The sequence below is a fragment of the Acinetobacter gyllenbergii genome (genome assembly GCF_001682515.1).
GTDB classification, from domain to species: Bacteria; Pseudomonadota; Gammaproteobacteria; order Pseudomonadales; family Moraxellaceae; genus Acinetobacter; species Acinetobacter gyllenbergii.
Genome location: NZ_KV575265.1, coordinates 156,360 through 176,786, shown reverse-complemented (window position 1 = coordinate 176,786; position 20,427 = coordinate 156,360). Strand labels below are relative to the sequence as shown.

Sequence of the window (20,427 nt, the reverse complement as noted above, 5' to 3'; positions counted from 1 at the left end):
CCTTATATAATTTTTATTGGTATCGTATTGATTTTTAATTAATTGAGCTGGAGTTTTTTTCCTGTGGTTTGTCTATATCCGCCCGAAATTCCCTGAGCGATATTCATCTGCAAAAGTACCATCAATCGAGGATACTGAGCCATTTTCATCTCAGCAAATTTCTTAACATGAATTTCATTCATTTTGGACTTAGATTAAATCATTTTTATTCAGCTAATGATTACGGTATAAATCACTCTATACAGAAATTCAGATTTATCTCAGAAATTAGGGTGGCGGATTAAAATGAGTAGCGCATTTAATTTTACGATCAAGAGTATTCGTTTTGATGAGAACTATTACCCATCAGAAAATACCCGTATTACAACCAACTTTGCCAATTTGGCTCGTGGTCAAAGCCGCCAAGAGAATCTGCGTAATACCCTAAAAATGATCGACAATCGTTTCAATACCTTGGCGCATTGGGATAATCCAGAAGGCGATCGTTATGCGGTCGAGCTTGAGATTATTTCTGTTGAGATGAAAGTTGAAGCGGGCAGCGATAGCAATGCATTGCCTTTGATTGAAATTTTAAAAACCAATATTGTCGATCAAAAAACCAATGAGCGTATTGAAGGTATTGTGGGCAATAACTTCTCTTCTTATGTACGTGATTATGATTTCAGTGTGTTATTGCTTGAGCATAATAAAAACCAGTCTGGATTTAGCACACCAGAGAATTTCGGCGACTTACATGGCAACTTATTTAAGAGCTTTATTGAGTCAGAGACTTACAAGGCAAACTTTAAAAAACCGCCTGTGATCTGCCTCAGTGTTTCCAGCAGCAAGGTCTATCAACGTACTGAAAACCAACATCCAGTATTAGGTACGGAATATCTGCAAGATGAATATTCATTAACGGATGAGTATTTCCAGAAAATGGGCTTAAAAGTGCGTTATTTCATGCCGCCAAATAGTGTTGCGCCGTTGGCCTTCTATTTCTCTGGGGATTTATTGGCGGACTACAGCAATCTGGAATTGATCAGCACCATCAGCACCATGGAAAGCTTCCAGAAGATTTACCGTCCTGAAATTTATAATGCCAATTCAGTGGCTGGTAAATCCTATCAACCAAGTTTGAGCAACCAAGATTATTCACTGACTCGCATTGTCTATGACCGAGAAGAGCGCAGTCGTTTGGCGATTGAACAAGGCAAATTTGTTGAAGAACAATTTATCAAACCTTATCAAACCATTCTGGAACAATGGTCTGCCAGTTATGCAGCACAAAGCAACTCGCAAAAAAGTTACGCGCACTAATTTATTGAAAATATAAGGTTATTGATGATGAAAAGATTATTACCAACGTCGACTGCGGGTAGCTTACCGAAACCGTCTTGGCTGGCAGAGCCTGAAAAGCTTTGGTCGCCGTGGAAACTGCAAGAGCAGGGTTTGATTGAAGGTAAACAGGATGCATTGCGTTTGTCTTTGCATGAACAACAAGTGGCGGGCATTGATATTGTTAGCGATGGTGAGCAAACCCGTCAGCACTTTGTGACGACATTTATTGAGCATTTGACGGGTGTTGATTTTGAGAAACGTGAGACGGTGCGTATCCGTAATCGTTATGATGCCAGTGTGCCGACTGTTGTCGGTGCTGTATCGCGTCAAAAGCCTGTTTTTGTTGAAGATGCCAAGTTCTTGCGTCAGCAGACCAATCAACCGATTAAATGGGCGTTGCCAGGGCCAATGACCATGATTGATACGCTGTATGATGCGCATTATAAAAGTCGTGAAAAACTGGCGTGGGAATTTGCCAAAATCCTGAATGAAGAAGCCAAAGAGTTAGAAGCGGCGGGCGTGGATATTATCCAGTTCGATGAGCCTGCCTTTAATGTGTTCTTTGATGAAGTGAATGACTGGGGTGTAGCGACTTTAGAACGTGCGCTTGAAGGTTTGAAATGTGAAACTGCGGTGCATATTTGCTATGGTTATGGCATCAAAGCCAATACCGACTGGAAAAAGACCCTCGGTTCAGAATGGCGTCAATATGAAGAAGCCTTTCCAAAGCTACAGCAGTCAAAACTTGATATCATCTCACTGGAATGTCACAACTCACGTGTGCCGATGGATCTAATTGAATTGATTCGCGGTAAAAAGGTGATGGTCGGTGCGATTGACGTGGCCAGTAACACGGTAGAAACACCAGAAGAAGTTGCCGATACCTTACGTAAAGCACTTCAGTTTGTCGATGCCGATAAACTGTATCCATCAACCAACTGCGGTATGGCACCTTTGGCGCGTGATGTTGCGCGTGGCAAGTTGAATGCTTTAAGTGCAGGTGCAGAAATTATTCGTCGAGAACTGCAAGGCTAAAATGCACTGAGGTCGAGAGGTGCAAAGGGCGAGTAGGTGCGTCCTTTGCGCTATCCCCAAGCTCGGGTTTAATTGAGGAGTAGAGTGATGGTTGAAGCAACAGATTTTAGAGATGCAATGTCTTTACTTACCAGTGCGGTCAGTGTGATTACCACCACTGGCATGTCTGGTCGCTATGGCTTTACTGCATCTGCTGTATGTAGCGTCACAGATACGCCTCCGACTTTATTGGTGTGTATGAATAGAGCCTCGAGTTCGCATGTGCATTTTGTCGACAATAAAATCCTGAGCGTGAATGTGTTAAGCGCAGATCATCAGCATATTTCGAAAGCCTTTTCCTCTAAATTGAGTCCAGAAGAACGTTTTAAACACGGTGCTTGGTCAGCGTTGGAAACAGGTGCGCCAGTTTTGGATGATGCCTTGGTGAATTTCGATTGCGAGATTGATCAGATTCAGGACGTGGGAACGCATACCATTTTTATTTGTCGTATTGTAGCGGTTCAACAAAGTGGACATGATCAAAGCTTAGTGTATTTTAATCGTGCCTATCACCAAGTTGGGCAGACCGAAGTCGCTTAAAGCAGTGCGCTTTAAGCCGACTGGCTGATTATTAAAATATATTTATATGATAATTTAAAAATAATAAATAATTTAATTTATTGAAAAATAATAAGAAAATTACTTTGGCCCAAAGTGTAGCATTGACACCCTTAAACCCACTGATTATTCTTTAAGCGCTGGCCTACATCGCCAGTCGGTTTTAGCAGACCGTTTCCTAAGTGCATTGAAAAACCTTGTTTTTTTGATGTAGACTTGTTCGTCCCTCTTTTGTAGCGGTAGGGCGAAAGGGGGACGCCTTCGGGCGTGCTGATTCTTAGGTTCAGTCTGCTAACCCTCTTTCTCCCTGCCACCATAATCTTTATGTCTTGGCAGAATTCCGAATGAATTAGGAGTTGGCCATGCACAGTCTTTATATTCTTCTCAATTAGTCTTTGACACCGTTTGATTGCTCTTAGGTTTTCAAGCGTAACTTCGTCACGACTAAAAAATCATATCAACAATAAAACTTGAGATGCGCTCAGGCCGTCTTATCGGGTCTTTGCATGCTTTTTTTTTGCTTATTGCAGCATAAATGGCCGCTTGATCTGTTTGAGCAACAACAAAAAATTATTCAATCATGGAAATGATATGCCACCTTTTGCTTTGACTTATCGTGCTTTAAGAGTCTTGAATACTTCGCAAACCTTGTTTAGCCAAGATGGTTTTCATCATGTTGGGGTCGACCTGATTATTGATGCATCGCAAATTGCCAAAGGCACCTTTTATAAATACTTTCACTCCAAAGAGCATTTGGTTGAAATGACACTGAGCTTGCAAAGAACGGCACTGAAGAAAGAAGTCCGTTCAATTCTCTATGCCAATAAACATTTATCAGGGCGTGAAAGGCTGAAACGGATTTTCTTTCTGCATGCCGATCTAGAAGGGATGTACCATTTATTGTTTAGGGCAGTTTTTGAAATTAAAGCACGTTATCCAAATGCCTATGAGATGGTGGTGGAGTACCGAAACTGGTTGATTCGTGAAATTTATATGTTGTTGGCAAGGACGGATATCCATGCTGCCAAAGCAGATGCACAGATGTTTTTGTTTGTGGTGGATGGGGTAATGGTGCAGTTGTTGAGTGGGAGTAAGGTGGATAAAGGGGCGTTGTTGGAAGGGTGGTTGGTGGGGGCTAACTGAAGAGTAGGTTGACGGAAAACATCTAGAATCTCTATATAAAGTTATAACGAGTAATAATTGATATTGGTTTTAACTTAATTGATTGTTAAATAATATGCCAAAATACTCAACTAATTATGTAGTTAAATATTTTAAAGGGGTGATTTTATATCAATTATTGTGTTTATTATTTTTGAAATAATTGATTTTTTATTTGGCTTTAAAGCTTTTGTTAAAGAGAGGAGGCATGATTTTTTAATTTAAAATGCTTTAATTAATCATCTTAAAATTTTTTTTTGAGAGTAAATTTAATGCATCAATTTTTAGTTTTAAGTATTGTTCTTTTTTTGGTGAACTTTGAGTATCTACATCTAATATAATTCTAACTGAATTAGGATTACTTAATATTTCATCAAGGTTGTGTGGGGCTGAGCTTTTTAATAATTGAAAGCGTTCTTCGAATTTTAAAAACCAATTTTTAACATCATTTTTATTGTGGGTGGCTTCAACTCTAAATAGAGATAAGTTTTTATCTAAATCATTATTTTGATTATCTATGGTTATTTTTATAGCATCAATAGTTCGGCCTTCATCAAAAATATAGTTGATATTGAAGAGTTTGTTTTCATTTATCCCATCTATGAATGGGTGGGTATAACCTAACATTGATGTGGCTTTTTTATATTTTTGATTACACCGATTACCAGCTGGTATTAGGTTTGAAAGTGTTAGTGCAAGGAATGGGAACTTAGACTTTGGAAAAAAGTGGTCTAAATCGGGTCTTGTTTCAGCTCCTTCAATATTAATAGTTTCAATGTCTTCATTGTTGCAATATAAGCATACATCTAAGTCCATATTATTAGTGATTTCTCTTCCAAAAACTTGAGACATTGCATTGTAATCAAATAAATTAGCAAACTCTGTTACCCAATTAGGATATAGGGATTTTATGTTTTCATCTAATATGTGATTGCCAAGCTTCATAGAGTTTAATGATATTAATTGCTCTTTAATCTTTGAAGCTAGGGTTGTACTTTGCATTTTTCTAATTATTAAAGGAATATATATAGACTGGTGAAGATTTGGTAGTGATTGAAGTCTATTAATAATTTGTTCGTGAATGATTTTTATTTGATCTTTATCAGATTTTTTTCTAATAGGTCTTGATGCGATATCGGGATCGAAAGGAATGTCTTTTAGATAGTATTCAAGGCAATATCTTTCTGATAATATGGGTAAATTATCATAAATAATGGATATTTTTTCATTTAATTTATCGGCATTGCATAATATTAAATCTATGATAAAATCATCGGTGAATATTGCTAATATTTTTACTTTATCAACCTCTGGTACTCTAGATATCATGCCTCTAAATGAAATAAGTAGTCTATCAGTAATTACGTGTTTCTTATATCGATTTAAAAAATCTTCATTATGAGCGAAACTAATTTTGATCATTGTAATCTAATATCATTTGTTGTATGTTTTTACTTTTGATCTTTTTGATTAGATTAATATCTTGTTCAGAAAGATCATTGTTTTTGGCACGGGCTAAGAGTTTATTAATTGCTTTTTTCGAGTGTTCTCCGAAAGTGGAACTTAGGTGCATTCCTTCTACGTAGAGATCAGTAATATTAGTCGCAAAACCAAAAGATTCTACTAGTTTAGTTTTACTATTATTTCTATCAAGTGAAACTATATCCTCTGGTAAAAAGTCACTAATTATAATTGGTGAGTGAGTGCTTAAAATGATTTGAGCCGTCTTTTCTGGGAATTCTATTCTTATAAATTCGAGTAATTCAGAAAAAAAAGTTCTTTGCCAATCTGGATGTAAATATAAATCTACCTCATCCATAACAATTAAATGGTTGTTAATTCCATTGTTTTTTTGACTACGTATGTAGCTATATAGTTCACTGAATAGGTTTAATTTTGCAAACTCACCTGTACTAAATCCATTCCAACCATATTTAAAGTTATTTAATAGCATAGGTGGTAACTTGGTGATACAGTCTGTTAGTTGGATTATTAATTCAGGATTAAAAGTTTCTAGTGTATTTGGTTTTTGTGATTGATATTGGTTTTTAAAAAAATATATTGTTTCTGAAACTTTTTTAAGATTTCTTATTATTTCTTGGTATTTTTCAGTGATAATACGAACATCTGTTTCGAAGTTTTTTTCGTAATAATTAATATTTAATTCATTTCTTGTATTAAATAAAATATTTTTTAAGTAGGTTTCATTGAAATCTGCGTCTGTTATCCCAATGATGAGGTCGATAAAAATAGCATCTCTATGGTACTTTCTTATAGCAGGGAGTTTTGATAAATAACTACAAATCGATAGAAGATTTGCTTTTTGTAATTGGGGGAAAAATTCTTCATATTCGTTTAGATTAACATTATTGTAGTGAGTGCTGAATAGATATTGTTTTAATAGGTCGAAAGATTTATCTGATTTTATATAGTCAGTCACAAATTTTTTGTCATTCAATAATGATCTTAGATAGGAAGTTGAAGACATGCTAAATTTAAATTTAAATTTTACTGTAGGTTGTTCTGAGTTATTGAATGATCTACTTGTATTGAAATATTGAATTAATTGTTTTGTTCGTTTAGTAATTGTTTTTCTATTATTTTTTGCATATTGCGACAAAGATATATCATGAATGAATGAGTTTGATTTTCTCTTTGGTAAAAAATCATTAGTTTCTATGCCTGTCAAATTATTGGCTTTAAGTAGCTTGATTTTATTTTTTTTAGTAAAGTTAGAGAAATTTTTCTCAAATATATAATCTTGATTGCTTACGATTGAATTGTCATCTATATATATGTTTATAGCACATATATGATATTTTTTTGTTGTGTTATTAAACCAAACAATAATACCACTAGAATCAGTGCCATCATATGCTTCTTCTAGAAAGTTAAGGATTGTACTTTTCCCAACACCATTTTTTCCAATTATAGCACTACAATCTATTCCTTCATAATAGTCAAGCTCATTGGGATGGAAACTTAAAGTCAATCGGTTATTTAAATATTTACATTTATGAGATCCATTGATTGGTATGTTTATGTTTTCTAAAACTTTATGGCTTTGAATATAAATATAAGCTAATTTCATTCTGTTTTGTCAGAGTACTTTTATTGTCAACGAATTAATTCTAGCAAAATGTAGGCTATGAGTGAATACCTACTACATTACATTTGAGTTAATTTATTTTTACTATTTAAAAACTTGTTTTAGGTCTTATTTCTTTTTCAGTACATAATAATAAACAATTTTTAGCTTTTATTACCTATTAAAAAAAACCGCCATTTAGGCGGTTTTTTTAATAGGTAATCAACTTACCAGCTTAACGCACCACCAGTTTGGTAGTCCGTTACACGCGTTTCAAAGAAGTTCTTCTCTTTACGCAAGTCCATCATCTCAGACATCCACGCAAACGGGTTGGTTACACCAGCAAACTGCTCAGGTAAACCAAGTTGCGCTAAACGACGGTTACAGATGAACTTCAAGTATTCTTCCATCATGCTTGCATTCATACCCAATACACCACGTGGCATGGTGTCACGCGCATATTCGATCTCAAGCATAGTGCCTTCAAGAATCATTTGAATCACTTCTTCTTGGAACTCAGCCGTCCACAAGTGCGGGTTCTCGATCTTGATCTGGTTGATCATGTCGATACCGAAGTTCAAGTGCATAGATTCATCACGCAAGATGTACTGGAACTGCTCAGCAACACCGTTCATCTTGTTACGACGACCCATACTCAAGATTTGAGTAAAGCCACAGTAGAAGAAGATCCCTTCAAGAACACAATAGAACGCGATCAAGTTACGCAATAAACGTTGGTCGTTTTCAGGCGTACCAGTGTTGAAAGTAGGATCACTTAAAGATTGAGTGTACTTCAAGCCCCACGATGCTTTACGCGCAACAGATGGAATCTCGCGGTACATGTTGAAGACTTCGCCTTCGTCCATACCCAAAGATTCGATACAGTATTGGTAAGCATGGGTGTGAATCGCTTCTTCAAACGCTTGACGTAAGATGTACTGACGGCATTCAGGGTTGGTAATGTGACGGTAGATCGCCAATACCAAGTTGTTTGCAACCAATGAGTCTGCAGTCGAGAAGAAACCCAAAGAACGCATGATGATGGTACGCTCATCTTCAGTTAAGCCATTTTCAGACTTCCAAAGCGCGATATCATGGTTCATGTTGACTTCTTGCGGCATCCAGTGGTTTGCACACCCGTCAAGATACTTCTGCCAAGCCCACTCGTATTTAAACGGAACAAGCTGGTTTAAGTCAGCGCGACAGTTGATCATTGCTTTATCATCAACCTGTACACGCTGTGCACCCATTTCAAGCTCTTCCAAGCCCGGTGCAGCATCTAGGTGTTCTAAGGCAGCAGATGCTCGTGCCAACGAATCGGTGGGATTTGTTGATCGCACGGTACTGGTTCCAGCGGGTTGTGCAGCAGCCACGCGCGGCGATGATTGCTCTGAATCAGATACCACTTGCGTATTAACCGTTTTTTGCGAGTCGATGGGCGCAGACTTGTGTTCAGGTGCAGTCGGTTTTTGCGAATCATCTTCAAAATCGTCCCAACTAAGGATAGACATATCAATTCTCTCTTCGTTGCTTTATATCTTTTATTTAGACATCTCAAGCAAGGAGATGTCCTACTATACGCTCAATTTGTGTAAGCAAAATTAAGTTTTATTGATTGAGTTTTTAAAAGTGACCAATGGACACTGACAATCCCTAAGACTTATTTTGATTACGCTGTTGTCTACGTATTTTAAAAAACGCGTAAACGAGGGGGATATAAAACACTAGAAAGGCACAAATCAGAACAATCACACCAAATTGATAATTATGACTGAGATGGAACATGATCGATGCCTCTATAGGAACCTCTCTCGCGGTGCTTTAGTCGCTCTTCACCTCTCCTAAACGGAGAGGGAGTTTATGCAGAGAGGAATAAAATTACTGACAAGCTTCGCAGTCTGGGTTGTCGATTGAACACGCCAATGGCACTGGTGCTGCTGTCGTGAAACCATCTTCTTCAACCGCAGTTTCAGGTTTCTTCTCAGCCACAACTGCCGCTGGTGCTGCCGCAACCACAGGCGCTTCAACCGATGCTGGTTTAACTGCATTGAGTGCGCCAGTATTGATGGTTGATTTCTCAGCCGATGTTGCACCTAAAGCTCGGAGGTAATAGGTGGTTTTAAGACCACGTAACCATGCCATCTTATAGGTGATGTCAAGTTTCTTACCATTCGCGCCAGCGATGTAAAGGTTCAATGACTGTGCTTGGTCGATCCATTTTTGACGACGTGACGCAGCATCTACGATCCAGCGAGTATCCACTTCAAATGCAGTCGCGAAGATTGCTTTTAATTCTTCAGGAATACGCGCAATCTTTTGTACTGAACCTTCAAAGTGTTTCAGGTCGTTTACCATGACGGTATCCCAAAGGCCACGTTCTTTTAATGCACGAACAAGGTAAGGGTTGATCACGGTGAACTCACCAGAAAGGTTCGATTTCACATACAAGTTCTGGAACGTCGGCTCAATCGATTGAGATACGCCACAAATGTTAGAGATGGTTGCAGTCGGTGCAATCGCCATCACATTTGAGTTACGCATACCGTCTTTTTGAACTTTAGTACGTAATGAATCCCAGTCTAAACGTTGTGTACGATCAACTTCGAACATACGCTCTGGACGTGATTTCGCAACGATTTCTAAAGAGTCGATTGGCAAGATCCCTTGATCCCACAATGAACCTTTGAATGTTGAGTAAGCACCACGTTCAAGCGCAAGGTTGCTTGAGGTTTCGATGGCGTAGTAGCTGATCACTTCCATTGATTCATCAGCGAAATCAACCGCTGCATCTGAACCATAAGCAAGATTCATTTCATACAATGCATCTTGGAAGCCCATGATCCCCATACCCACAGGGCGGTGCTTCAAGTTTGAATTCTTCGCTTGTGGCACTGCATAGTAGTTAATGTCGATCACGTTATCGAGCATACGCACCGCAGTTTTCACTGTACGAGCAAGTTTCTCACGATCTAATACACCACCTTGAACGTGTTGTACAAGGTTGATCGAACCTAAGTTACATACCGCGATTTCATCTTGGTTGGTGTTTAAAGTGATTTCTGTACACAAGTTCGATGAGTGAACCACGCCCACATGTTGTTGTGGAGAACGTAAGTTACATACGTCTTTGAATGTGATCCACGGGTGACCCGTTTCGAACAACATCGAAAGCATTTTGCGCCATAAGTCTTTGGCACGGACTTTCTTATGCAGCATGTTTTCTTGTTTTGCGACTGCTTCGTAGTGCGCATAACGCTCAGCAAATTCAGCGCCCGTTAAATCATGCAAGTCTGGTGTTTCAGACGGTGTGAACAGTGTCCATTCAGCATCTTCAAATACACGTTGCATGAACAAGTCAGGCACCCAGTTCGCTGTGTTCATGTCGTGAGTACGACGACGGTCATCACCCGTGTTCTTACGTAGCTCTAGGAATTCTTCAACATCCAAGTGCCAAGTTTCAAGGTATGCACAGACTGCACCTTTACGCTTACCACCTTGGTTGACCGCAACAGCTGTATCGTTGGCAACTTTAAGGAAAGGAACCACACCTTGTGATTTACCGTTGGTGCCTTTGATATATGAGTTCAAGGCACGAACTGGTGTCCAGTCATTACCTAAACCGCCAGCCCATTTAGACAACATTGCGTTATCACGCATTGCGCCATAAATGTCGTACAGGTCATCACCGATGGTGGTCAAGTAACAGCTTGATAATTGCGGACGCAAAGTACCTGAGTTAAATAGGGTCGGTGTAGATGCCATGTAGTCGAAGCTAGACAATAAGTCATAGAATTCGATTGCACGGTCTTCTTTATTTTCTTCGTTAAGTGCAAGACCCATCGACACACGCATAAAGAATAATTGTGGTAATTCAAAACGCACGCCATTTGAATGGATGAAGTAACGGTCAAATAAAGTTTGTAGACCTAAGTAAGTAAATTGGTTTGAGCGTTCTGGTTTGATCGCAGCAGCCAATTTCGCAAGGTCAAAGTTCAACAAGTCTTCAGAAAGCAGGTCAAGCTCGATACCTTTCTTCAAGAAAGTTTCTAAAGCGTCGCCTTCCAAGGTTTCTGCAGGTAGACCCAAGAACTCTAAACCTGTGCTGACCAATTCGCTACTGAGTAAACGTGCAGTCACATAAGTATAGTTTGGCTCTTGTTCGATACGGGTACGCGTTGCCATCATCATAGTGGTCGCGATATCGCTTTCTTTTACGCCGTTGTATAAGTTCTTTACGGTTTCATCAAGGATGGCTTGAACATCAATCCCTTCTAGACCTTCACTTGCAGTTTGGATGGTTGCGGTAAGCGCATCCAAATCCAACGGTTGGAGCTGACCATTGGCATCTGTAATTTGTAGGGTAGGGTGATGGTTCGCACCAGTTTGCTGACGAGCACTTGCGCGTTGGTCACGATAAATCACATAGGCGCGGGCAACTTTTTGCTCGCCTGTGCGCATCAATGCCAATTCAACTTGGTCTTGAATCTCTTCGATATGAATCGTGCCACCAGACGGTAGGCGACGATTGAAGGTGTTCATAACCATTTCTGTCAGTTGCGTGATACGGTCATGGATACGACTTGAATCCGTACCTTGTTGACCTTCAACAGCTAAAAATGCTTTCCCAATCGCAACAGAAATTTTCTCGGCATTAAATGTCGCAATCTCACCGGTGCGCTTAATGACCTGAAGTTGGCCAGGAGTAGAAGTGATGATGCTCATGTCAGCATAGCTCCATTATCATCTATTTTTATGTTCATTGACCGTTTGAATCGAGCAAAAAGTATGCCACGATGTTTGAGGGATAAACACAATACTTAGTGGTTAAAGTTTATTTTCAACACAAGATACGGGATTTTTTGGAGTAGATCAATCCTTGACATTTTAGTAATTTTTTTTTCATGTCTTAACTGCTGAAATCACAGTCACATAGCATATCAAAGCCGTTAAAAAAGGCTTATAGATAACTCTGTGGATAACTCAAAAAACAGACACTTAAATTGTTTTGGGCGAATAAAGAAACAAATTGTTTAACATTGGCACAAAATCTATACTAAATATTCATCCTGTCGGAAAATGCATATATTTCTGAAAAATATATTAAAATTCATAATTTTAATAAAAAGATAACAAAACAGGGTAAGCGTGTATCAGTTTGGTGAACGGCTACTTGTTTACAATGTAAACGTGTGTATATTGCAAAACATAAACCAATGTATCTATCAGATTTTTATAGATGGATTCACTCAGATTTTAGGGGCAACAAATGAGCCAAGAAGAAAAGTTACCGAAGATTTTAATCGTAGAAGATGATGAGCGCTTAGCACGTTTAACACAAGAGTATTTGATTCGTAACGGTTTAGAAGTTGGAGTCGAAACTGATGGTAATCGTGCAATCCGTCGTATTATCAGCGAACAACCAGATTTAGTGGTTCTTGATGTGATGTTACCGGGTGCAGATGGTCTGACCGTTTGTCGTGAAGTGCGTCCACATTATCATCAACCGATTCTAATGTTGACTGCACGTACAGAAGATATGGATCAGGTACTTGGTTTGGAAATGGGTGCAGACGATTACGTTGCAAAACCAGTTCAACCACGTGTGTTATTAGCGCGTATTCGTGCTTTATTACGTCGCACTGACAAAACAGTAGAAGACGAAGTGGCACAACGTATCGAATTTGATGATCTGGTGATTGATAACGGTGGTCGTTCAGTGACTTTAAATGGTGAGTTGGTTGACTTCACTAGCGCTGAATATGACTTGTTATGGTTATTGGCGTCGAATGCAGGTCGTATCCTGTCTCGTGAAGATATTTTCGAGCGTTTACGCGGTATCGAGTACGATGGCCAAGACCGTTCGATTGATGTGCGTATTTCACGTATCCGTCCAAAAATCGGTGATGACCCAGAAAATCCAAAACGTATTAAAACTGTACGTAGTAAGGGTTATTTATTCGTTAAAGAAACCAACGGAATCTAAACACGCTAAGCCTCCTGATCTCAGGGGGTTTTTCCCTTGATAGCAAGCTCTGTGCAGCGTAGTTGTTTAGGGAGAGGTGTTCACTAGCTTGGAATTATTTACCCAATGGTAAGTCGAGTACTAAAAAACAGCATATTCTTGCGTATTTATGCTGGTTTGGTGGTTTTGGTTGTTGTGGTTGCCGCATTTTGTTATTTGCTGGTGCAGATCATTAACTATCAACGTGCGCAAGAATATCGTGAATCTCTTACTGATGGTATTTCCTATGTCATTAGTGAAGGGGTGTCTCGTCAGCCAGAAAAGCAACAAAAGTTAGATTGGATTTCCGATGCTTCTGATTTGCTGGAATTGCCGATCTACTATGTGGATGCGGAACGGGTAGAACTGTCTCGTACTGAGAAAAAGCGTATTGCTGAACAAAAGTCAGTGGTTCGGTATGATGCCAATAATGGCATCGGCTATATTATTATCGGTCTAAAAGACGATCCTAAACATTTCCTCTATATCAAAGTCGACAAAATTGGCGAACGCCAAATGAAGGCGCTGCCGATTTTTGTACTGGATTATTTAATTTTTTATCCAGGGCAGGAACGGGAATATTTAGACAAAATCAAAAAACATTTCTATTACCCAATTGAAATTGCCGATATTAAAGATATCAATCTGGATTCAGAGCAGATTGGTCGTTTGCGTCAAGATCAAAGTGTGTTGCTGTATAAAGACAGTGCCACAGTACGCGGCACCACCATTTCCATTGTTTCGCCAATGCCGAATCATTCTGCACAAGTACTGATTTTAGGCCCTGTGCCGATGTTCAATTGGATGCCATTCCAGCTTTCTGCAGGCATTACCTTATTTAGCTTGTTCTTGTTGAGCTTAGGGGTTTACGGTCTGATCTTGCCATTAGAACGTAAAATTCGTCAGGTTCGTTATGCTTTGAATAAGATGAAGTCTGGTGATTTGTCTTTGCGTGTTCCGATTGAGGGCAGCGATGAAATGGCAAACTTGGCCTCCAGTTATAACAACATGTCCGACCATATTCAGCGTCTGATTGAAGCACAGCGCGAGTTGATGCGTGCGGTATCGCATGAGCTTAGAACGCCTGTGGCGCGGATTCGCTTTGGTATGGAAATGCTGGCGGAAGAAGACGACTATAATTATCGTATTCAGCAGGTCGACATGATCGATAAGGATATTGAAGCGCTCAATACCTTGATTGATGAGATCATGACCTATGCCAAGTTGGAGCAGGGTACGCCATCTTTAGATTTTGAAGACATTGTCTTGGTCGAGGTGCTTGACCAAGTCGCAATGGAAACCGAAGCCCTGAAGACGCAAAAAGAAATTGAATTGATTGCGCCACCATTGGCCTTGAAGGTGGATGCAGAGCGCCGTTATCTACACCGAGTGGTGCAGAATCTGGTCGGTAATGCGGTCCGTTATTGTGATCATAAGGTGCGTATCAGTGGTGGGATTCGTGCCGATGGTAATGCCTATGTCTGCGTTGAAGATGACGGGCCGGGAATTCCAGAGCAAGAGCGCAGTCGTATTTTTGAAGCTTTTGCTCGCTTGGATGATAGTCGGACCCGTGCTTCGGGTGGTTATGGTCTAGGCTTGTCGATTGTCAGCCGAATTGCTTACTGGTTCGGTGGTACCATTCAAGTCGATCAAAGTCCAAACTTGGGTGGCGCGCGCTTTATCATGACTTGGCCTGCCAAGCGTTATAAGCAAGTGATTAAGAAATAACAACCGAGTAAAAAGGAATGGTGCAGATCATTCCTTTTTTATATGCAGCAATAAAAAAGCCAAAGCGCAATGCTTTGGCTAAATCAGGTTTTTAAATGACCTTGTTTTATCGCTGCTTACTCATGAACAGAGGGGTCAGGTTCAATCAGGGGTTTGCCTGAGCGCAGACCTTGCAATGCATCCGCATTAAAATCAATCAGTAGGGCATTATTTTTAATATCAATTTTATAGCCTTTGATGAGTGCTTGATCTCCATTTAAGGTTTCGACTTTATAGCTGTCTGCAATATTCAAAATACTTTCTAGGTTGGTTGTGGTTGCCGCAAAATCCTCTCTAAATACTTCGTAGATGTCTCTTAAATCAAAAATCGCATTATCAGCATCTGGATGTTTTCGAACATAACTTTCTATATGACGCATCAGCAGTTGTGAAAAAAAGAAATAATCCGAGTCGTGTGTGTATTCTAGATGCATGTTTTTCTCCTTTTGTGCTCATTCTAGAATACTCATCTATTCGCGCTGCTGTGTATAAAGATAATTAAAGTATTTAGCTGAATTGCAACATATTATGTCGAAATGACAACTTGGTTGCGACCCAGTCGCTTGGCTTGATACAGCGCATCATCGGCCTGTTTAAATAGTTGCTCAATTGAATGCTGATTTTCAGGTTCACAAATGCAAACACCGATACTGATTTGAATCGAAAAGGTCTGTTGCGCTGCATATTCAATCGGGGTTTGACTGATTTGCAGGCGAATTTTTTCCGCACACAGATAAGCCGTGTCGGCATCGGTATCGGTCATAAAGATGGCGAACTCTTCGCCGCCTAAGCGGCCCAGCAGATCTTGTGGTCTAAGCAGGCTTTGAATGGTGTGTACACAGCTTTGTAAGGCACGATCCCCCATCTGGTGTCCATAGCTGTCATTCACCTGTTTAAAATGGTCAATGTCGAGCATCAGAAAAGCAGTGGTTTGACCGGTGTGGGTTGCTTGTTGCTGAAACAGTTGCACCGATTGCAAAAATTGGCGTCGGGTCAGGCTGGAAGTCAGTTCATCATGGGCGATGGTGTGCTGCAGCTCTTGAATTAGCTTGGATCGCACCATATTGATACTGGAAACCGTGAGCGGGGCAATGGTCATCATAATCAGCCCAAGGCGGATTGAGATAGCATTGCTTAAAAACTGTTCGGGGTAAAGCAGCAGATAGTTTTGTGAGACATGATAAATCACAAAGGCACAGCTGATTGAGGTAATTACTGCCACTGAAAAATGACGATAGCTCAAAGCACACCAAATTAGGGCGGCAATCGGATACAGCAGTGAACCGGGGCCTGCATCGTAGTAGCCAATCGCAATCGAAAAAATGACCGCAAATAAGGGCAAACTTTCTTGCACGGTCTGGGTTTTAAATTCTTTCAGTTGTTGTTTAAACTCGGCGAAATGCGGTGCACTGATCATCGCAGGGAGCAGTAACAAGGCATTTTGGATTTCAGCAGTAAACCAATAACCAAAATCGGTCCAGAATGAGCCGAGCGCGAATTTGGTGTTGAGTAAAGGTAGGGTCAGCGCTGCAAATGACGAGCTGGCCAAAGCGCCGATACAGCAGAAACTGAAGAGAAAGAGATAAAAATAACCGTGATGCAGTGAGCGAATAAAGGCATTAAATTTGATATACAGGGTCAGTGTGGTGATGACATAGAGCAAATTGGCAGAGTTCAAGCAGATATTGAGCAAGAGAGGAGTGCCTTGCAAGGCATCAGCAAGTAGATAGCCGACAATTGCCCCGATAAAGCTGATCGGGTGCCGAGTTTGTGGAAAGCGAATCAGTAAACCCAGTAACACCGAGTTTGCAGGCCAAAAAGAGGCCAGAAAAGTCAGGTGTCTGGTAGCGATGCCAAGTAGGCAGCACAGCAGAATCACCCCCGCAAAGAGTAGAAATAGTTGTAAAAGCGAGCGTGGTTTTAATGCTGCATGAGCTTGGGGCATTCGGACATGGTTCTGTAGGGGAGAGAAGGTCGCGCTATTATATAAATTCTGCTTAAATTTTCATCATAAATTTGTATCAATGCAATGATTTAGTTCGTGCTGCAATAAATTGGGGCAGTGGCTCAAAACACGAATGTTTTTTAAGGCCTAAATAAAGAAAAAAATGATCAACATGCTGTTCTTGATTAGATAATTCGATTTTTAGGGGTGAATTAACCATGATCTTGGATATATCTGTAAATTTAAGGACAAAATCATCCGAAAGACTAAAGCGCTTCAACTAGCATGAGAAATTAGAAATCAGGTACAATTGGCGGGATTAATTTTGTGTTTGGTGTATTTGAAGGCCAATACATACATTCTTTGTTAAAAATAGGCCTGCCAGGAGTTATCCCCGCATGAGTGCCATTACTCCATACGAATGGGCAATAATTGCCTTCGTGATCGGCGTTACATTTCTTTGCGTTTTTATGCTGACAGTTCCCTTACTCCTCGGGGGTAAAGCATGGGGACGTGCAAAGCAAGAGCAGTTTGAATCAGGTGTAGTTGGTGCGGGCGGTGCTCGTATCCGCTTGTCAGCCAAGTTCTATTTAGTTGCAATTTTCTTTGTGGTTTTCGATCTAGAAGCCCTCTATCTCTACGCTTGGGCAACTTCAGTTCGTGAAGTTGGTTGGGTGGGTTTTGCAACGGCTGCCGTCTTTATTTTGGTTTTATTGATTGGTTTGATTTATGAGCTTTCTACGGGCGCACTTAACTGGGCACCTTCAGATCGTCGTAAAGCAGCTGGCGTGAAGACCAAAATCGGTTCGCCAAATATGAACATTGCAGACATTACGCGATTCAATAACATTGAAGAGTTAGTTGTCGATCCTACTGGTCATATTCCAGCACAGTCTTCTGGTCGTGTTAAATCTAAAACACCGACTACATCATTACTTGAAAAGGAGTAAGTCGGGATGAAATATACTTTAACCCGTGCGAATCCGGATGCCGATCAATATCCATTACAAGATCGTCAAATCGTCACTGATCCACTTGAGGAAGAAGTGAATAAAAGTGTGATGATGACACGTCTTGAAGATGTGTTGCATACAGCAGTGAACTGGGGGCGTAAAAACTCTTTGTGGCCATTTAACTTTGGTACATCATGCTGCTATGTCGAATATGCAACCACATTAACAGGTGTGCATGACTTGTCACGTTTTGGTGCCGAGGTAATTCGTGCTTCACCACGTCAAGCAGACTTGATGATTGTTGCAGGCACATGCTTTGTCAAAATGGCGCCTGTCATTCAACGTTTGTATGAACAAATGCTTGAGCCTAAATGGGTCATTTCAATGGGTGCTTGTGCTAACTCAGGTGGTATGTACGACATCTATTCAGTGGTTCAAGGTGTAGACAAAATTATTCCTGTTGATGTGTACATCCCAGGCTGTCCGCCGCGTCCAGAAGCATTAATCCAAGCATTGATGTTATTGCAAGACCAAATTCAACTTGAGCGCCGTCCACTTTCAGCGGTTATTGGTGATGATCTTCAGCCTGTGTATAAGCCAAAGATGATGCCAGAACGTGACCGTAAAAATGCGGAACGTATTGCGGTGAAAAACCTACGCTCTATGGATGAAATTAAATAATTTTAACGATGAATTTTTGACATATTTCATGATGAATATGGTCGTCGGGAAAATTGACAAAATTTGTATTAAATAGGAAGCCAAGCCAATGGCTGAAACTGACATTGCTATGCCAGAATCAACTCCAGTTGATTCACGCCCAGCATTTGCAATCGTAGAAGAGCTCAAAACCAAGTTTGGTGAGAACTTCTATGTGCAGGCGACTTTTGAAGAGTTTCCAACAGTCTGGGTTGAGCGCGCACGCGTGCAAGAAGTCCTTATGTTCCTCCGTAAAGTGGAACGTCCTTATGTGATGTTGTTTGACTTGTCAGCGGTCGATGAGCGTTTACGTGTTCACCGTGACGGTTTGCCAGCATCTGACTTTACTGTGTTCTATCACTTGTTATCGCTTGAGCGTAATAGTGATATTCGTATTAAAGTTGCATTGAATGAAAATGATTTAAGCATCCCAACCGCAACCAATATTTGGCCTAATGCCAACTGGTACGAGCGTGAAGCTTACGATATGTTTGGTATCGATTTCGCTGGGCATCCAATGCTCCGTCGTATTTTGTTGCCAACCTATTGGGAAGGTCATCCGTTACGTAAAGAATATTCTGCCCGTGCGACAGAATATACCCCGTATATGCAAGACCAAGCGAAGCAAGATTTCGAACAAGAACACTTACGCTTTGTCCCAGAAGACTGGGGTCTAAAACGCGGTAATGATGACGAAGACTTCATGTTCCTGAACTTGGGTCCTAACCATCCATCTGCGCACGGTGCGTTCCGTGTGGTGTTACAGTTGGACGGTGAAGAAGTCAAAGATTGTGTGCCTGATATCGGTTATCACCACCGCGGTGTGGAAAAGATGGCTGAACGTCAAACTTGGCATTCATTCATTCCGTATACCGATCGTGTTGACTACCTCGGTGGTTGTGCGCAAAACATGCCATATGTGATGGCTGTTGAGCAGCTTGCTGGTATTAAAGTTCCAGAGCGTGCACAAGTGATTCGTGTGATGTTGAACGAGTTATTCCGTATCAATAACCACTTATTATTCTGTGGTACAGCGATTCAGGATGCGGGCGGTATGACCCCAGTCTTCTATATGTTCGCAGACCGTCAAAAAGTCTATGACATCGTTGAAGCGATTACTGGTTACCGTATGCACCCAGCATGGTTCCGTATCGGCGGTACCGCGCATGACCTTCCAAACAACTGGCAAAAGCTAGTGAAAGAGTTGTTGGAATGGATGCCGAAACGTTTGAACGAGTACTACACTGCGGCACTTAAAAACTCAGTCTTTATCGGTCGTACTCGCAATGTTGCGCAATACGATGCGAAATCTGCGTTGGCTTGGGGTGTGACAGGTACAGGTTTACGTGCAACGGGTATTGATTTTGACGTTCGTAAATATCGTCCATACAGTGGTTATGAAAACTTCGACTTTGATATTCCAGTGGAATATGAAGGTGATGCATACGCACGTGTCTTGGTTCACTTCCGTGAAATCACTGAATCATTAAAAATCATTCAGCAGTGCTTGGACAACATGCCGTCTGGTCCATATAAAGCGGATCATCCATTGGCAGTTCCACCACCGAAAGATAAGACATTACAAGATATTGAAACCTTGATTACGCACTTCTTAAGCGTCTCTTGGGGTCCTGTAATGCCAGCGGGCGAGTCTTCATTTATGACTGAAGTGGTGAAGGGTGCGAGTACCTATTACCTCACTTCTGATAAGTCAACCATGAGCTATCGTACCCGTATTCGTACACCAACGTTCACGCATTTACAGCAAATGCCTTCAGTGATTAACGGCAGTTTGGTTTCTGACTTGATCATTTATTTGGCAACCATTGACGTGGTTATGGCTGACGTGGATCGCTAGGGG

16 protein-coding genes are annotated in these 20,427 nt (G+C 40.6%); 9 read left to right on the top strand and 7 right to left on the bottom strand.

The annotated features are described in order from the left end of the window. Nucleotides 1-285: 285 nt before the first annotated feature. From NG55_RS13775 to NG55_RS13760, 4 genes are all read left to right on the top strand, one after another. The gene (locus NG55_RS13775) at nucleotides 286-1,299 is read left to right on the top strand and encodes a DUF1852 domain-containing protein (protein ID WP_065343571.1); all 1,014 of its coding nucleotides are present in this window, start codon (nucleotides 286-288) and stop codon (nucleotides 1,297-1,299) included. Nucleotides 1,300-1,326: 27 nt separating this feature from the next. Further along, the gene (locus NG55_RS13770) at nucleotides 1,327-2,355 is read left to right on the top strand and encodes a methionine synthase (RefSeq protein WP_065343570.1); all 1,029 of its coding nucleotides are present in this window, start codon (nucleotides 1,327-1,329) and stop codon (nucleotides 2,353-2,355) included. An 87-nt stretch (nucleotides 2,356-2,442) separates the two neighbouring features. Then, complete coding sequence (locus NG55_RS13765) at nucleotides 2,443-2,934, top strand: flavin reductase (protein ID WP_016541624.1); 492 nt, start codon at nucleotides 2,443-2,445, stop codon at nucleotides 2,932-2,934. A 609-nt stretch (nucleotides 2,935-3,543) separates the two neighbouring features. Further along, nucleotides 3,544-4,095, top strand: a complete 552-nt coding sequence (locus NG55_RS13760) for a TetR/AcrR family transcriptional regulator (protein WP_065343569.1) — start codon at nucleotides 3,544-3,546, stop codon at nucleotides 4,093-4,095. A 249-nt stretch (nucleotides 4,096-4,344) separates the two neighbouring features. Here NG55_RS13760 and NG55_RS13755 read toward each other — a convergent pair whose 3' ends face one another. The 5 genes from NG55_RS13755 to NG55_RS13740 all read right to left on the bottom strand — a co-directional run bounded on the left by NG55_RS13755 (nucleotide 4,345) and on the right by NG55_RS13740 (nucleotide 11,923). After that, nucleotides 4,345-5,535, bottom strand: a complete 1,191-nt coding sequence (locus NG55_RS13755; protein WP_065343568.1) for a hypothetical protein — start codon at nucleotides 5,533-5,535, stop codon at nucleotides 4,345-4,347. Further along, nucleotides 5,522-7,204 (bottom strand): AAA family ATPase, encoded by a 1,683-nt coding sequence (locus NG55_RS13750; RefSeq protein WP_065343567.1) that lies wholly within the window; start codon nucleotides 7,202-7,204, stop codon nucleotides 5,522-5,524. The genes NG55_RS13755 and NG55_RS13750 overlap by 14 nt, the downstream gene beginning before the upstream one ends. 224 nt (nucleotides 7,205-7,428) lie before the next feature. Then, a complete protein-coding gene (locus NG55_RS13745) occupies nucleotides 7,429-8,712 on the bottom strand; it encodes a ribonucleotide-diphosphate reductase subunit beta (protein WP_065343566.1) in 1,284 nt (427 codons plus the stop codon). 142 nt (nucleotides 8,713-8,854) lie between these two features. After that, nucleotides 8,855-8,986, bottom strand: a complete 132-nt coding sequence (locus tag NG55_RS20685) for a hypothetical protein (RefSeq protein WP_004655460.1) — start codon at nucleotides 8,984-8,986, stop codon at nucleotides 8,855-8,857. Between the two features lie 93 nt (nucleotides 8,987-9,079). Beyond that, the gene (locus NG55_RS13740; RefSeq protein WP_023270732.1) at nucleotides 9,080-11,923 is read right to left on the bottom strand and encodes a ribonucleoside-diphosphate reductase subunit alpha; all 2,844 of its coding nucleotides are present in this window, start codon (nucleotides 11,921-11,923) and stop codon (nucleotides 9,080-9,082) included. A 544-nt stretch (nucleotides 11,924-12,467) separates the two neighbouring features. Between NG55_RS13740 and bfmR the strand changes: the two genes are divergently transcribed. Next, complete coding sequence (bfmR, locus tag NG55_RS13735; RefSeq protein WP_004655457.1) at nucleotides 12,468-13,184, top strand: response regulator transcription factor BfmR; 717 nt, start codon at nucleotides 12,468-12,470, stop codon at nucleotides 13,182-13,184. 105 nt (nucleotides 13,185-13,289) lie between these two features. After that, nucleotides 13,290-14,930 (top strand): sensor histidine kinase BfmS, encoded by a 1,641-nt coding sequence (gene bfmS, locus NG55_RS13730; protein ID WP_065343565.1) that lies wholly within the window; start codon nucleotides 13,290-13,292, stop codon nucleotides 14,928-14,930. A 116-nt stretch (nucleotides 14,931-15,046) separates the two neighbouring features. On the opposite strand, the gene NG55_RS13725 is transcribed toward bfmS, so the two are convergent. Together NG55_RS13725 and NG55_RS13720 are read right to left on the bottom strand one after the other, a co-directional pair. Next, a complete protein-coding gene (locus NG55_RS13725; RefSeq protein ID WP_004655454.1) occupies nucleotides 15,047-15,403 on the bottom strand; it encodes a hypothetical protein in 357 nt (118 codons plus the stop codon). A 92-nt stretch (nucleotides 15,404-15,495) separates the two neighbouring features. Further along, nucleotides 15,496-16,914 carry a GGDEF domain-containing protein gene (locus NG55_RS13720; protein WP_065343564.1) on the bottom strand — a complete coding sequence of 473 codons (1,419 nt, stop codon included), beginning with the start codon at nucleotides 16,912-16,914 and terminating at the stop codon, nucleotides 15,496-15,498. Between the two features lie 398 nt (nucleotides 16,915-17,312). Here NG55_RS13720 and ndhC point away from each other — a divergent pair, with 398 nt between their 5' ends. The 3 genes from ndhC to nuoC all read left to right on the top strand — a co-directional run bounded on the left by ndhC (nucleotide 17,313) and on the right by nuoC (nucleotide 20,424). Next, nucleotides 17,313-17,864, top strand: coding sequence for an NADH-quinone oxidoreductase subunit A (ndhC, locus tag NG55_RS13715; protein ID WP_016541635.1), 552 nt, complete (start codon nucleotides 17,313-17,315; stop codon nucleotides 17,862-17,864). Nucleotides 17,865-17,870: 6 nt separating this feature from the next. After that, nucleotides 17,871-18,548 carry a NuoB/complex I 20 kDa subunit family protein gene (locus NG55_RS13710; protein WP_004638049.1) on the top strand — a complete coding sequence of 226 codons (678 nt, stop codon included), beginning with the start codon at nucleotides 17,871-17,873 and terminating at the stop codon, nucleotides 18,546-18,548. 88 nt (nucleotides 18,549-18,636) lie between these two features. Further along, on the top strand, nucleotides 18,637-20,424 hold the full coding sequence (nuoC, locus tag NG55_RS13705) for an NADH-quinone oxidoreductase subunit C/D (protein ID WP_004655448.1): 1,788 nt from the start codon (nucleotides 18,637-18,639) through the stop codon (nucleotides 20,422-20,424). Nucleotides 20,425-20,427: the final 3 nt, after the last annotated feature.

What these genes read in the sequence shown, in the direction of transcription:
- NG55_RS13725 (WP_004655454.1), bottom strand. Translation starts at nt 15,403, where the DNA reads ATGCATCTAGAATACACACACGACTCGGATTATTTCTTTTTTTCACAA.
- bfmS (WP_065343565.1), top strand. Translation starts at nt 13,290, where the DNA reads ATGGTAAGTCGAGTACTAAAAAACAGCATATTCTTGCGTATTTATGCT.
- NG55_RS13760 (WP_065343569.1), top strand. Translation starts at nt 3,544, where the DNA reads ATGCCACCTTTTGCTTTGACTTATCGTGCTTTAAGAGTCTTGAATACT.
- ndhC (WP_016541635.1), top strand. Translation starts at nt 17,313, where the DNA reads ATGAGTGCCATTACTCCATACGAATGGGCAATAATTGCCTTCGTGATC.
- NG55_RS20685 (WP_004655460.1), bottom strand. Translation starts at nt 8,986, where the DNA reads ATGTTCCATCTCAGTCATAATTATCAATTTGGTGTGATTGTTCTGATT.
- nuoC (WP_004655448.1), top strand. Translation starts at nt 18,637, where the DNA reads ATGGCTGAAACTGACATTGCTATGCCAGAATCAACTCCAGTTGATTCA.
- NG55_RS13765 (WP_016541624.1), top strand. Translation starts at nt 2,443, where the DNA reads ATGGTTGAAGCAACAGATTTTAGAGATGCAATGTCTTTACTTACCAGT.
- NG55_RS13720 (WP_065343564.1), bottom strand. Translation starts at nt 16,914, where the DNA reads ATGCCCCAAGCTCATGCAGCATTAAAACCACGCTCGCTTTTACAACTA.
- NG55_RS13770 (WP_065343570.1), top strand. Translation starts at nt 1,327, where the DNA reads ATGAAAAGATTATTACCAACGTCGACTGCGGGTAGCTTACCGAAACCG.
- NG55_RS13755 (WP_065343568.1), bottom strand. Translation starts at nt 5,535, where the DNA reads ATGATCAAAATTAGTTTCGCTCATAATGAAGATTTTTTAAATCGATAT.
- NG55_RS13775 (WP_065343571.1), top strand. Translation starts at nt 286, where the DNA reads ATGAGTAGCGCATTTAATTTTACGATCAAGAGTATTCGTTTTGATGAG.
- NG55_RS13745 (WP_065343566.1), bottom strand. Translation starts at nt 8,712, where the DNA reads ATGTCTATCCTTAGTTGGGACGATTTTGAAGATGATTCGCAAAAACCG.
- bfmR (WP_004655457.1), top strand. Translation starts at nt 12,468, where the DNA reads ATGAGCCAAGAAGAAAAGTTACCGAAGATTTTAATCGTAGAAGATGAT.
- NG55_RS13740 (WP_023270732.1), bottom strand. Translation starts at nt 11,923, where the DNA reads ATGAGCATCATCACTTCTACTCCTGGCCAACTTCAGGTCATTAAGCGC.
- NG55_RS13710 (WP_004638049.1), top strand. Translation starts at nt 17,871, where the DNA reads ATGAAATATACTTTAACCCGTGCGAATCCGGATGCCGATCAATATCCA.
- NG55_RS13750 (WP_065343567.1), bottom strand. Translation starts at nt 7,204, where the DNA reads ATGAAATTAGCTTATATTTATATTCAAAGCCATAAAGTTTTAGAAAAC.